Source organism: Collimonas rhizosphaerae, assembly GCF_038896935.1.
Lineage (GTDB): Bacteria > Pseudomonadota > Gammaproteobacteria > Burkholderiales > Burkholderiaceae_D > Collimonas > Collimonas rhizosphaerae.
Window position 1 is genome coordinate 147,032 of record NZ_JBANDC010000001.1, and the last position, 14,595, is coordinate 161,626.

The 14,595-nt window shown below is 60.2% G+C and carries 13 protein-coding genes; 6 read left to right on the forward strand and 7 right to left on the reverse strand.

The annotated features are described in order from the left end of the window. Positions 1 to 15: 15 nt before the first annotated feature. Positions 16 to 1,824 (reverse strand): M4 family metallopeptidase, encoded by a 1,809-nt coding sequence (locus V8G57_RS00675; RefSeq protein ID WP_342827773.1) that lies wholly within the window; start codon positions 1,822 to 1,824, stop codon positions 16 to 18. 362 nt (positions 1,825 to 2,186) lie between these two features. Between V8G57_RS00675 and V8G57_RS00680 the strand changes: the two genes are divergently transcribed. Then, positions 2,187 to 2,774: a CVNH domain-containing protein gene (locus V8G57_RS00680; RefSeq protein WP_342827774.1), complete on the forward strand. Its 588-nt coding sequence runs from the start codon at positions 2,187 to 2,189 to the stop codon at positions 2,772 to 2,774. A 9-nt stretch (positions 2,775 to 2,783) separates the two neighbouring features. Here V8G57_RS00680 and V8G57_RS00685 read toward each other — a convergent pair whose 3' ends face one another. Further along, a complete protein-coding gene (locus V8G57_RS00685) occupies positions 2,784 to 3,704 on the reverse strand; it encodes a LysR family transcriptional regulator (RefSeq protein ID WP_092402093.1) in 921 nt (306 codons plus the stop codon). Positions 3,705 to 3,838: 134 nt separating this feature from the next. On the opposite strand from V8G57_RS00685, the gene metE reads away from it, so the two are divergent. Then, positions 3,839 to 6,127, forward strand: coding sequence for a 5-methyltetrahydropteroyltriglutamate--homocysteine S-methyltransferase (gene metE / locus V8G57_RS00690; RefSeq protein ID WP_342827775.1), 2,289 nt, complete (start codon positions 3,839 to 3,841; stop codon positions 6,125 to 6,127). 87 nt (positions 6,128 to 6,214) lie between these two features. Here the strand turns inward: metE and V8G57_RS00695 are convergent, their stop codons facing one another. The 4 genes from V8G57_RS00695 to V8G57_RS00710 form a co-directional block, all read right to left on the reverse strand. Further along, the gene (locus V8G57_RS00695; RefSeq protein WP_092402314.1) at positions 6,215 to 6,793 is read right to left on the reverse strand and encodes an ATP-dependent Clp protease proteolytic subunit; all 579 of its coding nucleotides are present in this window, start codon (positions 6,791 to 6,793) and stop codon (positions 6,215 to 6,217) included. Positions 6,794 to 6,913: 120 nt separating this feature from the next. Beyond that, entirely contained in the window at positions 6,914 to 7,723 is an 810-nt protein-coding gene (locus V8G57_RS00700; RefSeq protein ID WP_092402317.1) for a MetQ/NlpA family ABC transporter substrate-binding protein, read from the reverse strand. A 65-nt stretch (positions 7,724 to 7,788) separates the two neighbouring features. Continuing rightward, positions 7,789 to 8,448, reverse strand: a complete 660-nt coding sequence (locus V8G57_RS00705; RefSeq protein WP_342828049.1) for a methionine ABC transporter permease — start codon at positions 8,446 to 8,448, stop codon at positions 7,789 to 7,791. Then, positions 8,448 to 9,494, reverse strand: coding sequence for a methionine ABC transporter ATP-binding protein (locus tag V8G57_RS00710; RefSeq protein ID WP_342827776.1), 1,047 nt, complete (start codon positions 9,492 to 9,494; stop codon positions 8,448 to 8,450). Before V8G57_RS00710 ends, V8G57_RS00705 begins: the two co-directional genes overlap by 1 nt. A 177-nt stretch (positions 9,495 to 9,671) precedes the next feature. Here V8G57_RS00710 and V8G57_RS00715 point away from each other — a divergent pair, with 177 nt between their 5' ends. Together V8G57_RS00715 and V8G57_RS00720 are read left to right on the forward strand one after the other, a co-directional pair. Beyond that, complete coding sequence (locus V8G57_RS00715) at positions 9,672 to 9,872, forward strand: hypothetical protein (protein ID WP_092402320.1); 201 nt, start codon at positions 9,672 to 9,674, stop codon at positions 9,870 to 9,872. 8 nt (positions 9,873 to 9,880) lie between these two features. After that, positions 9,881 to 10,669 (forward strand): hypothetical protein, encoded by a 789-nt coding sequence (locus tag V8G57_RS00720; RefSeq protein WP_092402323.1) that lies wholly within the window; start codon positions 9,881 to 9,883, stop codon positions 10,667 to 10,669. 18 nt (positions 10,670 to 10,687) lie between these two features. Here the strand turns inward: V8G57_RS00720 and V8G57_RS00725 are convergent, their stop codons facing one another. Continuing rightward, complete coding sequence (locus V8G57_RS00725; protein WP_092402326.1) at positions 10,688 to 11,218, reverse strand: PaaI family thioesterase; 531 nt, start codon at positions 11,216 to 11,218, stop codon at positions 10,688 to 10,690. Between the two features lie 376 nt (positions 11,219 to 11,594). Here V8G57_RS00725 and V8G57_RS00730 point away from each other — a divergent pair, with 376 nt between their 5' ends. Then, positions 11,595 to 11,930 (forward strand): hypothetical protein, encoded by a 336-nt coding sequence (locus V8G57_RS00730; RefSeq protein WP_342827777.1) that lies wholly within the window; start codon positions 11,595 to 11,597, stop codon positions 11,928 to 11,930. A 147-nt stretch (positions 11,931 to 12,077) separates the two neighbouring features. Then, on the forward strand, positions 12,078 to 14,456 hold the full coding sequence (locus V8G57_RS00735; protein WP_342827778.1) for a TonB-dependent receptor: 2,379 nt from the start codon (positions 12,078 to 12,080) through the stop codon (positions 14,454 to 14,456). Positions 14,457 to 14,595: the final 139 nt, after the last annotated feature.

Here is a 14,595-nt window from a genome sequence, read left to right on the forward strand (position 1 = left end):
CTTGTTATCTTGCGCTTACTGGTAGTTCGCTACCAGCGAAACGCCGCTGATGGAGCGGTAGGCGTTCAGCAGCAGGTAGTAGGTGCCTGCCGACGGTGCGCCTATCGTCACATTTTCCGAGGTGGTGCTGCCGTCGGATTTGCCGTCGTAAGACGAAGTGGTCGGCGTAGCGTTGAATTTGACATAGATGTCGCCGTCACCGCTGCCGCCGGACAACTGGAAGCTCAGGTTCCTGGCGCCGGCCGGCACTGTGATGCTGTACACGTTGCTTGCGCCGGTGGCAAGCGCGATGCCTGTGACAGGTACGCCCTTGACCAGCACGTTGCCGCTGCTGGTGCTGCAGCTGACGCCGACAGCCTTGAATGCCGCCGTCACGTTGGCCACGACATAACCGCGGTTGGCGGCGGCCTTTTCGACGCCGCAAGCGCCTTGGTTAAAGGTGCTGTTGGCAGTCCAGTAGAGGTGGTTGGCGTCAGCCATCACTTCGAACGCCTTGCGGGTGCTCCAGCCGGCGGTGGTAGCCAGCAGGTAGAACGCCTTGTTGTACACGCCGCTGCTGTAGTGCACGTCCAGGCTGCTGGTGTAGTTCCTGGCGTTGTCGATGGAACGGCCATCCTGGGTCGGGTTTGCCATGTAGCGCAGCGCGCCGCTGCCCTTGAAAATATCGGTCCCGACCAGGAAGTCGTTGGCGCCCTTCATGTAATTCTCGGAAGCTTCGCCGGCCATGTCGGAAAAAGCTTCATTCATGCCGCCCGACATGCCGCTGTACACCAGGCCGGAATTCTGCTCGGTGAAACCATGGCTGACTTCATGGCCGGATACGTCCAGTGCAACCAGCGGATAAAAAGTGGAAGCGCCATCGCCGAAATTCATGGCGCTGCCGTCCCAGAACGCGTTTTCATAGCTGTTGCCGTAGTGGACCTTCATGTACAGGGTCTGGCTGATAGGGCGCAGGCTGAGCCAGTCGCGGTACATGTTGAACACGACGTTGCCGAAGTAGTGGGCGTCGTTCAGCGGCGAAAACGCGCCGTTGACCGCCTTGTAGGTATTGCGCGGGCAGGTGAAGTGGAAGGGCGTGCTGCCGCTGGTGCCGTTTTGCAGGTCGACTGTCACCACGTTGGTAGTGATCATGTTGCAGTTGCTGTCGACAACCAGCGGACCGTATATGCCGCCTGGCTGGTACTCGTACTGGCCGGTCTTGGCGTTGCCGCCGGGACCGCTGGCTTCGTAGTGCGTGATGCCTTCCCATTTTTTCAGGACGGCGCCGGTGTTGGCGTCAATGATGAAATATGGACGGCTTGGCTTTGCTGCGCTCTTGTTGACGAAGGACACCACATAGATCAGCTGCGCCACATTGTTGCTGCCGAGCTGGACGTACAGCTTGGCCTGCTCGTTTTCGGTGACCGCGGCGCGGGAAATCGACTTGGCTTGCAGCAGCACGTCAGCTGCGGCGTAGGCCGGCTTGGCGCTGGGCAGGTCGTTGTCGATATTGCGGATCAGGCTGCCGGACATGGCTGGCAGCGCCTGGTTGGCCGTGCGTTGTTCGACAATCGCCTGGTCCCACAGCGGCACGCCCTGGAAATATTGCTGGTAGCGGGTGACGACCTTGCCGTTGGCATAGTTCTGGCTGCGCAGCGGCTTCAGCTCATCGCTGGTGAGGCCGAGAAAGGCTTGCGCCGTTACCGGTCCGGCCTGTTTTGCCGCAGCTGCCTGCGGGGCGTAGCTTTCAAGGTCAACGCGGTCGGCCGCGATGGCGCTTGAGCCTGCTGCTAGCAGCAGTGAAAGAAATAAAGGGCCTTCGACGTGACGTAATGCTGGCTTCATGTTATCTCACTCTCTTTAAATGGATGCGTGGATATTTCATAAGATTGACCAGATACTTCGCGAACAAAAACTCAACCGGCTATCGAGGACAGCGGCGATGACTTTCACAGATGGAAATACGTGACTAAAGTTACGTATTGTTACAAAATGAATGCCATGCGGCAACATACCTGCATTCATGATGCCGAAACAGCTGTTATTTCTTACAGGATGTGTTGGTGGTGCTTGGCGCCGGATGAGGAGGGAGGAGCAGGATGCTGCGCGGCTGGATAAAGGCAGGAAACGTCAGGAAACGCTAGGAAATTGATGCTGTCGAAGTAGAATTACACATATACAAAATGTTTCATTGAATGGAGAAAAAAATGAAAATCAAATCCATGCTGGTCCTGATTGCCTGCGGCTCGTTCGCCGCCTGCGCCGCAAGCCCGTACAACGACGGTTATAACCCGTATCAGCCTGCTGCCGCCGGCGGTTATGGCAATGCCCCGATTGTTGCCTATGGCGGATACGGCGACTCCCCATCCTACGGCGACCGCCGCGACGACCGCTACGACGACGACCGCGGCGGCTGGACGCCGCCCGGCAGCTACCGCGATTCCTGCCGCGATATCGTGGTCCGGCGCGGCATGCTGGAAGCCACTTGCGGCGGCGACAACGGCGGCCGCAGGACGGCCATTCCCCTGTCATCCTGCCGCAGCGGCAGTTTTGAAAACATCAACGGCAACCTGCAATGCATGGGCGGGGGCGATCGGGGCTACGGCGGTTCCAGCAGGGACGTGCCGCCTGGGAGCTACCTCCAGTCTTGCTCGGAGATCGGGGTTTACGGCGGCACGCTGCAAGCAACTTGCGGCGGCAGGGATAACAGCAGGATACGGTCTTCCATCTCCATACGTTCCTGCCGCAGCGGCAGCTTCGCCAATATAAACGGCTACCTGCAATGCGACAGGTAGCCGCAGCTGTCAGAGCAGTTCTACGCTCAGCAGGTTGACGTAGCAGCTCTCGCGCGTGGTCCTGACAAAATCGGCCAGGTACGATTGCTGCGACATCTCCGGCAGGCAAGCCGCATACAGCCGCCCGGTCAGGCCGGCGGCGGTGATCCTCTTGGCCAGTACATAATCGCGCGTCAGGTAATTCTGCGCGGCCCAGATCGGCAAGGTAGCGATGCCGCGCCGGCTGGCGACCAGCTGCAGCATCGCCACCGTCAGTTCGGTGGTGCGGCGCGCGGTCTGGATGCCGGCCGGTTTCAGTACCTGGCGCACCACGTCCAGCATGTCGTCCGGCACCGGATAGGTGATCAGCGTGTCGCCGGCGAAGTCTTCCGCCACCAGGTACTCCTTGGCCGCCAGCGGATGGTCATGCGCTACCAGCGCCACGATCTCGAAACTGAACAAGGCGTGGTAATCGACCTTCTCGTCAGGATCGACTTCCGCCACGATCGCAACATCGGCGCGATGCTCATATAACAGGCCGACCGGATCGGCCTGGAAGCCCGAGACGATATCGAGCTCCACTTCCGGCCAGCGTTTGCGAAAGATGTCCATGGCCGGCATCAGCCAATCGAAGCAAGTATGGCATTCCACCGCAATCCGCAGCTGGCCGGCCACGCCTTGCGCCAGCCGCACCAGGTCGCGCTCGCTTTCCGCTACCTGCGGCAACACCGCATCCGCCAGCTTCAGCAAGCGTTCGCCGGCCGGGGTAAAACGCACCGGCACCGATTTGCGTTCAAACAAGGTAGTGCCGTGATGATCTTCCAGCTGCTTGATCTGGTGCGACAGCGCCGACTGGGTGACGTTGAGCAGCGTCGCCGCGCGCAGCAGGTTGCCGGCTTCGCGCAGCGCGTGCAGGGTTTTCAGGTGGCGTAATTCCAGGATGGATTGCATATTGGTTGCTTAAAAGATAATCAAATAAGATGTATTAGTAAAATTCAAGTTGATTCTTAATATTTATCGTTTGAATCATAATCCAAGCTGGCTCAACATGCGAGTCATCGAACTTGTTTTTTATGGAGATAAAGATGGCATTGGCACACGTATTAGGGTTTCCGCGCATTGGCGCTCACCGCGAACTGAAGTTTGCCCAGGAGTCGTTCTGGAAGGGCGCTTCCGATGAGGCCGCATTGCGCGCTACCGGTGCCACGCTGCGCGCCCGGCACTGGCAGGCGCAAGCCGATGCCGGCCTCGATTTCGTCACTGTCGGCGATTTCGCCTGGTACGACCAGGTGCTGGGCACGCTGGCCCTGCTGGGCGCGATTCCGAGCCGCTTCGGCTTCGATCCGAAACAGTTGACCCTGGCCGACTATTTCACCCTGGCGCGCGGCAGCAAGCATCACTTCGCGATGGAAATGACCAAATGGTTCGACACCAACTACCACTACCTGGTGCCGGAATGGACTGCCGAAGTGCAGTTCGACGGCGGTGTCGACTGGCTGCACGATGAGATTGCCGAAGCGCGCGCGCTCGGCCACAAGGTCAAGGTGGCGCTGGTCGGCCCGCTGACCTTGCTGTACCAGGGCAAGATCAAATCAGGAATCGCGCACAAGCTGGACCTGCTGCCCAAGGTTGTGGCCGGCTATCAGCAGCTGCTGCAGCGCTTGCACGCCGCCGGCATCGAATCGGTGCAGATCGACGAGCCTATCCTGGCGCTGGAACTGGATGCCGCCTGGCGCGCCGCCTTTGCGCCGGTCTACGCGCAATTGAGCGGCACCGCTCCGGCACTGCTGCTGACTACCTATTTCGGCGAAGTCAGCGAACATGCCGACCTGCTGCGCGCGCTGCCGGTAGCCGGCGTCCACCTGGACCTGGTGCGCGGCGCCGGCCAGCTGGAACAGATCGCTGCCGGCTGGCCACAAGACAAGGTGCTGTCGCTCGGCGTGGTCGACGGCCGCAACCTGTGGCGCACCGACCTCGACCAGGTCTTGTCCAAGCTCAAGCCTTTGCAAGCGCAGCTGGGCGACCGTCTGTGGGTAGCGTCAAGCTGCTCCCTGCTGCACGTGCCGGTGGACCTGGCCAATGAACCCAAGCTCGACGATGAACTGAAGAGCTGGCTGGCGTTCGCTACGCAAAAGCTGGCGGAAATCGTCGCCCTCAAGCTGGCGCTGAATGGAAAAGCTGCCGAAGTCGAAGCGCAATTCGTCGCCTCGCGCGCCGCCCAGGCGAGCCGCCGCAGCTCAAGCCGCATCCACAATCCGCTGGTGCAAAAGCGCCTGGCCGCGGTGACCGCGGCGGACGCCGAACGCTCGGCCGGTTTTGCCGCCCGCATCGCCAAGCAGCAAGCCAAATGGCAGTTGCCGGCTTTCCCGACCACCACCATCGGCTCGTTCCCGCAGACCGCCGAAATCCGCCAGGCGCGCGCCGCCTACAAGCGCGGTGAAATCGGCCACCTGGACTATCTCGACAAGATGCGTGAAGAAATCCGCGACGTGGTGGAGAAGCAGGAACAGCTCGGCCTCGACGTGCTGGTGCACGGCGAACCTGAGCGCAACGACATGGTCGAGTATTTCGGCGAACAGCTGTGGGGCTACACCTTCACCGCCAACGGCTGGGTGCAAAGCTATGGTTCGCGCTGCGTCAAGCCGCCTATCATTTATGGCGACGTCTACCGTCCGGAAGCGATGACCGTCGGCTGGAGCCAGTTTGCCCAGACCCTCACTTCGAAACCGATGAAGGGCATGCTGACCGGTCCGGTGACCATGCTGCAATGGTCCTTCGTACGCGACGACCAGCCGCGTGAAACCACTGCGCTGCAAATCGCCCTGGCCTTGCGCGATGAAGTGTGCGACCTGGAAAAAGCCAACATCGGCATGATCCAGATCGACGAACCGGCGTTCCGCGAAGGTTTGCCGCTGAAGTCGCGCGACTGGCCGCATTACCTGGACTGGGCGGTGCGCGCATTCAAGATCAGCGCCGCCGGCGTCGGCGACGAAACCCAGATCCACACCCACATGTGCTATTCGGAATTCAACGACATCCTGCCGTGGATCGCCGCGATGGACGCTGACGTCATCACCATCGAGACGTCGCGTTCGGACATGGAGCTGCTGGATGGCTTCGGGCAGTTCGCCTATCCTAACGACATCGGCCCGGGCGTCTACGATATCCACTCGCCGCGCGTGCCGCAGGTCGACGAGATGGAGCGTTTGCTGCGCAAGGCGCGCGGCGTGATTCCCGATGCGCGTTTGTGGGTCAATCCGGATTGCGGCCTGAAGACCCGCGGCTGGCCCGAGACTTACGAGGCGCTGGAGAACATGGTGCTGGCCGCCAAGCGCCTGCGTGAGACGGTGGAGCAGGAACGCAAGGCAGCATAAGCTGGGATGAAAAAAGGGGCGAATATCATTCACCCCTTTTTTTTCGCCTCTTATTTCAAGCCGGTTGCGGCCAGCCGCAACCTTGGCTTATGAAACTTCCTTGGCGCTGACGATGGATTTGGACACCAGGCCATACTCTATCGCTTCCGGCGCCGACATCCAGAAATCGCGGTCGATATCGGCCATGACTTTTTTCGGGTCCTGCCCGGTTTCCTTAGCGATCAAGGCGCCGATCCTTTCGCGCACGCGGATGATCTCGCGCGCCTGGATGGCGATATCGGAAGCCTGGCCGCCGACGCCGCCGCTCGGCTGGTGGATCAGGAAGCGCGTATTCTGCAGGCAGAAGCGGCGTTCTTTCGGCACCGACAGGAAAACGTTGACTGCGGCGCTGCCGACCCAGCCGCTGCCGATCATGTTGACCGGGGCGTCGATGAAACGGATCACGTCATGGATCACATCGCCCGATTCCACATGGCCGCCCGGCGAACAGACCAGGAAATTGATCGGCGCCTTGGATTCGCCCGAAAGAGCGATCAATTGGCGCACGACATCGCGCGCCACGGTGTCGTTGATCTGGCCGAACAGCAGCACGGTGCGTGACTTGAACGCTTTTTCTTCGAGGAAGGCGTCGCGCTGGGATGCATTGGGTTCCACTTTTTCTTCCATGATGTGCCTCTAAGGTGTTGGGGGAGTTCATTAACCGCAAAAGAGCCAGTGTAAACCAAAAAGCCCCCGCAAATCGCGAGGGCTTCTTTTGTTATTGCTGCCTGACAGCGATCCGGGCGATCAGAATGCCGGAACCACCGCGCCTTTGTATTTCTCTTCGATGAATTTCTTCACTTCCGGCGAATTCAAGGCTACGGCCAGTTTCTTGACGGCGGCGCTGTCCTTGTTGTCCGGACGGGCAACCAGCAGGTTGGCGTAAGGCGAATTGGCGTCTTCGATGAACAGCGAATCCTTGACCGGATTGAGCTTGGCTTCAATCGCGTAGTTGGTGTTGATCAAGGCCAGGTCGACCTGGTTCAGCACGCGCGGCAAGGTAGCCGCTTCCAGTTCCTTGAACTTCAGGTGCTTGGGATTGTCGATGATGTCTTTCTGGGTCGCAGAGATATTGCTCGGATCCTTCAGTTTCAGCAGGCCCTGGCGCGACAGCAGCAGCAAGGCGCGGCCGGAATTGGACGGGTCGTTGGGGATGGCGACCGTGGCGCCGTCCGGCAGGTCGGCCAGTTTCTTGTATTTGGTCGAATAACCGGCGAACGGTTCGACGTGGACCTTGGTGATCACTACTTCGATATCGTTCTTGTGGCTCTTCTTGAATTCGTTCAGGTAAGGCTGGTGCAGGAAAAAGTTGCCGTCGACCCGTTTCTCGTTGGTCTGCACCGCCGGCTGGATATAGTCGGTGAACACCTTGACCTGCAGGTCGACGCCTTCCTTGGCCAGGATCGGTTTGACGAAATCGAGGATTTCCGCATGCGGCACCGGCGTGGCGGCGATCACCAGCTTGTCGGCGGCTTGCGCCGGCGCGGCGGCGATCAGGCCGAAGGTCGAGAACACGGCTGCGGCCAGTCCCAGGGACAGTGAAAATTTGCGTGACATATAAACTCCCATTTTGGATTTTAAAAACAACGTTGCTGCATTACCTGCAAAAAAACATGTACAAATCATTTGCGCGTGAAATGCTGCACCAGGCGGTCGCCGGAAAACTGCAGCGCCTGCACTAGCACCACCAGCACGGCAACGGTCGTGACCATGACTTCAGTCTGGAAGCGCTGGTAGCCGAAACGGATCGCCAGGTCGCCCAGGCCGCCGCCGCCGATCACGCCCGACATGGCGGCGTAAGACATCAGCGCGATCGCGGTGACGGTGGTGGCGGCGATCAGGCCGGGCAGGGCTTCCGGCAGCAGCGCGCCGAAGATGATCTGGCGCTTGCTGGCGCCCATGGCCTGGCAGGCTTCCACCACGCCGCGGTCTATTTCGCGCAGCACGTTTTCAACCAGGCGCGCGAAGAACGGCGCGGTGCCCAGCACCAGCGGCGGAATCGCGCCCTGTACGCCGAGCGAGGTGCCGACCAGGATCACCGTGACCGGGATCATCACGATCAGCAGGATCAGGAACGGCACCGAGCGCAGCACGTTGACGACCAGCGACAGTGCGCGGTAGATGCCGCGCTGTTCCAGCAGCTGGCGCTTGCCGGTGATGAACAGCAGGATTCCGAGCGGCAGGCCGAGCAGTATCGTGAACAGCAGGGAAAAGCCGGTCATGGCCAGGGTTTCCCAGGTGGCTTGCCAGATGTCGCCCCAGTCGATGAGTGAGAAATCCATCATGCGAGCACCTCATGACGAATGTTGTGCTGGTCGAGCGTGGTGAACACTTGCGCTACATCGGCCGGTTCGCCGCGCAGTTCCACCAGCAGCTGGCCGTAGGGCGTGTCCTTGATGCGGGCGATGGTGCCTTGCAGGATGGTGATCAGCGCCGGCGTCGCGGCCGCGATGCTGCTCAGGATCGGCTGGTAGGTGATGTCGCCGACATAGGTCAGTCGCACCAGCAGTCCGCGCAGCTGGCTGGCGCCGGGCACGGTCGACGGCAGCAATGCAGTCTCGGCTGAAAACGGCGTGCTTTCGGCGACCATGCTTTGCGTCACCGCATGTTGCGGATGGAGGAACACCTCTGCCACATCGCCGCTTTCGACGATGCGGCCGGCCTCGATCACCGCAACCCGGTCGCAGATGTTGCGGATCACCTGCATCTCGTGCGTGATCAGCACGATGGTCAGGCCCAGCTTGCGGTTGATGTCGAGCAGCAGGCGCAGGATCGCCTGGGTGGTTTCCGGATCGAGGGCAGAGGTGGCTTCGTCGCACAGCAGCAGGTGCGGCGTATTGGCCAGGGCGCGGGCGATGCCGACGCGCTGTTTCTGGCCGCCGGACAATTGCGCCGGATATTTGTCGCGATGCTCGCTGAGCCCGACCAGGTCCAGCAGTTCGCTGACCCGGGCCGCGCGCTCCTGCTGCGTGTATTTGCCGGTGATCTTCAGCGGCCAGTCGATATTGGCGGCCACGGTCTTGGCGTTGAGCAGGTTGAAGTGCTGGAAAATCATGCCGATGCGCTGGCGCAGCCGGTGCAGGCCGCTGTTGTCCAGCGCGGTGATGTCTTCACCCTCGATCAGCACTTGTCCGCCGGATGGGCGTTCCAGCATGTTGAGGGTGCGGATCAGGGTGCTTTTGCCGGCGCCGGAGCGGCCGATGATGCCGAAAATTTCACCCTTCTTGATATGCAGGTTGATGTCGGACAATGCGGCGACGGGAGTGCCGGCGGTTTTGGCATTGCGTTCCAGCGGATAGGTTTTATGCAGGTGCTCGATGCGGATCACAGGTTTGCTTCACGAATTCAGTCAGGCTTGCCATTTTATCAGCGAGCCTATATACGCCAAAGTTATATATCGTTATTTATATATAACAAACCTGTTGGTAAGCTGCGTTTGCGTTTGGTAAAGATGTTGCGAAGGGAACATGCAAGAGATGTTTTTTTATGGCATAGTAAAGACACTATGAAAGCACTCCAAAGCGAACTGGCCAAAAAGATTCTCGCCGACCCGAGGGCTGCGCTGCAATTGCGCGCTTACCTGGCCAGCAAGAACTCCAAGTCATCGTTATCCGCTGCTGTCGAGACCGATAACGTGATCAGCTTGCATTCCGAGCAAGAGGGAACCGTCCAGTACCGCATCACCGTTGTCCCTAGCGCCGCCTGAGCGCATCGATGAACGTAGCGCTGCCTGCTTTCATTGTTTTCCTGCTGTTGCTCCCCGGTTTTATCGCCCGTTCCCGCTTCAAGCGCGCAGAGCGCGCTTCGTTTGATTATTCCCCGTTTGGACAGATTGTCACCGAGGCGGTGCTGTGGAACTGCATTTTCCATTCCTTGTGGCTGTTGCTGTCCGCCGTCCTGTTCGGACGCGTATTGCAGCCGCTGCTGTTGCTGGAGCTGCTGTCTTCCGATCCCGCCAGCCAGTCCAGGGCGATCCATGGAATCGCCCTGGAATTTTCCTGGATCAGCGCTTATTTCCTGACCCTGTATGCGGGCGCCTGGGTTGTGCCGAACGGGTTCCGGCTGCTCATCACCCGCTTCGGGCTGGACCGTTCCGGCGCCGGCTGGTTTGTGCCCTGGCTGCGCTTTAACCAGGCGCCGTGGTATTACCTGCTGACCGGCGCCGATTTTGAAGAAGGGCGGCGCCCGGACCTGATCGCCGTATCGGCGATCGTCAATGTGGCCGGCCAGGCGGTATTGTTTACCGGCCTCCTGACGGATTATTTTTTCGATGTCAACGGCGTCCTCGACCGGCTCATCCTGCAGCAGGTGATGCGGCGGCCGCTGGTCGCGGACAAAGAGACGGACGCCACGGTGGAGCAGGACCTGGCGCGCTTCTATGGCGTCGACGGCGATTATTTCGTGCTGCGCTATAGCGAAGCGATTACCTTGAACATCGAATACATCAAGCTGGCCAAGCTTGCGGCAGAAACGCCGGCCGGCGAAAGCGCGCCGGCAGGTTAGCCGGCGCCGCCATCATTCTCAGGGCAGGGGAAAGACCAGGCAGGTAGTGGTCGCATGGGCGTAGATCTTGCCCTCGGCATCGACGATATTCGCCTCCGCCACGCCGACCCTGCCGCCGACCTGTATCACCTTGCCGATGGCGCGCACCGGCCCGGTCTTGTCGGTCAGGGCGCGAATCAGGTTGACCTTCAGTTCCAGCGTGGTGTAGCCGCTGCCCTTGGCCAGGGCCGATTGCACCGCGCATCCCAGCGCCGAATCGAGCAAGGTGCAAAAGTAGCCGCCATGCACGCTGCCGATCGGGTTGTAATGCTGCATGGCCGGCGTCCCCTGGAACACCACGCGGCCGAATTCAGCTTCGATCAGGTTGAAATCCAGCGTTTGCGCAATCGGCGGGATCGGCAATTCGCCCCTCAGGATGGCTTGTAAAAATTCAACGCCGCTGTATTGCTTGAGCTGTTCCAGCGAAGCCACGCCGGGCGCCGCCAGTTTGGCGCGCACGGCCTTGTCCTGCGCCTGCCATTGCGCCACGGTTTCTTCTCGATTCGACATTCGTTCTCCTGTTTGTTGCTGATGAGGGGCTGGGCTTGCCGCCGTCGCGGCGCAAGTTCAGGCCAAGGCAATCGATTGTAAGCGGGATTTTAGCCGGGCATCGGGCGACGAGGCGACCTGGCCGCGCGCCTGGGTCTGCCTGATAGGTAACATGTGGTTTAATCCGTGCAACTGTGTTGCAATTGCCTTGCAAGCGATGCCGGTTCGCGATTACACTTGCAGCTTCAGGTCTTTGATTTTTTACCAGAGACATAACCAGGCCGAACCGCATGTATCGTCAGCAAACCAGCTTCGCCGTGTCTTCGCCGTGCCTTGCATGCGCGGCCGGTGCGCGTTTGCCCGAAGCGGACGTAGCCGGCAGCTGCGCGGGTGCTGCATGCGCCTGATCGTCGAACCGCATTTCCACGCCAGGCGCCGCCTCAAGCTGCGCCTGCAGCAGTTCGCGTTATGGCTGGCGCTGACTATCCTGGTGCTGCAGCTGGTCGGGATGGCTTTCCACCATCACAGCCTGGCCGAAATTTCATCCGACTGCGTCAGCTGCGACCTGGCTGCCGATTTCCCTTCTCCTGTCCCATCCAGTCCGGTGCCGGTGCTGGCGCCAGTCCTGGTATTTGCCTACCGCAACGCCGTCGAACTGGTGTATGCCTTCGTCCCGGCGCCGAAGCATTACCTGACTCCGCATTCTCAAGCTCCGCCGATCTCCATCGTCTGACCCTCCTTGTTTGTTCCTATTTGTTTCTGACCCAGCCCTGAGGCTGCGCCATTTTCTATTGCGTTGCGGCGTTTGCCGCCGCCTCGGAAATGGCGGTCCGGCGGCCGGATTATCCGCGGGGTTATTCCCCCTATTGGAGTTTTGAGAATGAAAATACGCTTGTCGCGCCGAGTACAACTAGGCGCCCTGATTGCGCTGGCTTATGGTTTTGCTGTTCCTGCTGCCTATGCGCAGTCCACCGTCAAACAAATCAGCGGCGCCATCCATGATGCGCTCGGCCATCCTTTGCCTGACGCCACGGTCGCTCTGAAAGATGCGGCCGGCAAGGCGGTCGGCAGCACCCGGAGCGATCAGCAGGGGCATTTTGTCTTTAGCGACATCGCACCCGGCAGTTATGCCATCAGTGTCGGCAAGCCTTCCTTCCAGTCGGAGAACGGCACGGTGACGGTGGCCGACGAGAACGGCGCGACTGCCGACATCACCTTGAAAGCCAGCCAGGGCGGCACAGTCGAGGCCGGCAACGCGGTGGTGATCACCGCCGATCGCCTGGACCGCGCCAGGAACGGCATCCAGGTGGAAACCGGCAGCAGCATCTATCGCATCGGCCGCAAGGAGATCGCCGCCATGCCGCAAGGCGAAGACACGGCATTCAACGAGGTCCTGCTGCGCGCGCCCGGCGTGGCGCAGGATTCCTTCGGCCAGCTGCATGTGCGCGGCGACCACGCCAACCTGCAATACCGCCTGAACGGCATCATCCTGCCGGAAAGCATCTCCGGCTTCGGCCAGACCCTGGACACCCGCTTTGTCGACAGCGTCAGCGTCCTCACCGGCGCCTTGCCGGCGCAATACGGCTACCGGACCGCAGGCGTGGTGGATATCCACACCAAGAACGGCGAACTGCAGAACGGCGGCAATATCGGCGTGCAGGTCGGCAGCAACAATACGCGCCAGGTCAGCGGCGACGTCAGCGGCAGCACCGACACTTTCAGCTACTACATCAACGGTTCTTTTGAAGCCAATAACCTGGGCATCGAAAATCCTACCGGCGCGTCCAGTGCCTTGCATGACCGCACTTTACAGAACAAGGCCTTCGGTTATTTCTCTTATCTGCTGGATGCGGATACCCGGGTCAGCCTGATCCTGGGCAATTCGGACGGCCGTTTCCAGATACCGAACAGCGCTGGCCAGACTCCAAGCTTCCAGCTGGACGGCGTGACCGATTTTCCCTCGGCCAACCTGAACGAGCGGCAGCGCGAAACCAACCGCTACGGCATCCTTGCACTGCAAGGAAAAATCGGCTCCGACATCGATTACCAGGTAGCCGCATTCAGCCGTTATTCAAAAGTGCTGTTCGAGCCAGACCAGGCCGGCGACCTGCTGTATACCGGCGTCGCCTCGCGCGTATTGCGTACCGGCCTGGCGAACGGCCTGCAGGCTGACGGCAGTTATCGTTTGAACGCCAGCCATACGATACGGGCCGGCATCAACTACACCCGCGAGAACTTGAAGAACAGCGACAACTCGCTGACTTTCCCCGCCGACGACAGCGGCGCGCAATTGTCGACGCAGCCGATCTCGCTGGCCGACAGCAGCCAGAAGACCACCAACCAGACCGGCATATACCTGCAGGACGAATGGAAACTGAACGATAAAGTGACCGTGAATTACGGCGCCCGTGCCGACTGGGTGAATGCCTATGTCAGCGCCAGCCAGTTCAGTCCGCGCATCGGCGTGGTGTACCAGATGACGCCGCGGACCACCTTCCATGCCGGTTATGCCAGGTACTTCACGCCGCCCGCCAGCGAACTGATCGGTTCGAGCACCATCGCCAGCTTCAACGGCACCACCAACGCCCCGGCCAACAACCAGAACGACTCCGTGCAGGCCGAGAGCTCGGACTATTACGACCTTGGCGTCAACCACCAGCTGACCCAGCACCTGACGGTGGGGCTTGACGGCTACTACAAGAAGGTCAAGAACATGCTGGACGAAGGGCAGTTCGGCTCGGCCTTGCTGTACACGCCGTTCAACTATGCGCAGGGCAAGGTGTACGGCCTGGAGCTGACGCTGAACTACCACAAGGACAACCTGTCGGCCTACCTGAACCTGGCGCGCTCTACCGCGCTGGGCAAGAACATCGTGTCGAGCCAGTACAACTTCGGCCAGGATGAACTGAACTATATCTCCAGCCACTGGGTGCATCTGGACCACGATCAAAGCATTACCGCTTCGACCGGCGTTTCCTACCTGTGGCAGGGCACCACGCTGACGGCGGACGCGCTGTTCGGCAGCGGCTTGCGCAGCGGCTTCGCCAACACCGAGCATTTGCCGGCCTATACCGAAGTCAACCTCGGCGCCAGCCATACCTTCAACGACAGCCCGATCGGCAAGTTCACCACGCGCCTGAGCCTGATCAACCTGTTCGACAAAGTCTATGAGATCCGCGACGGCTCGGGCATCGGCGTCGGCGCGCCGCAGTTCGGCCAGCGCCGCGCTTTCTACCTGGCCATGACGAAATCGTTCTGAGGTACGCGGCAGTTACGGGAAAGGGGGAGCTTGCTCCCTCTTTTTTTTTCGCATATTTCAGGATATGACATGCGTTTCATAATGTGGAATTGTGAAATGCGAAGCACCATTTTCATATTTCACTCTCAGGGATTTTATT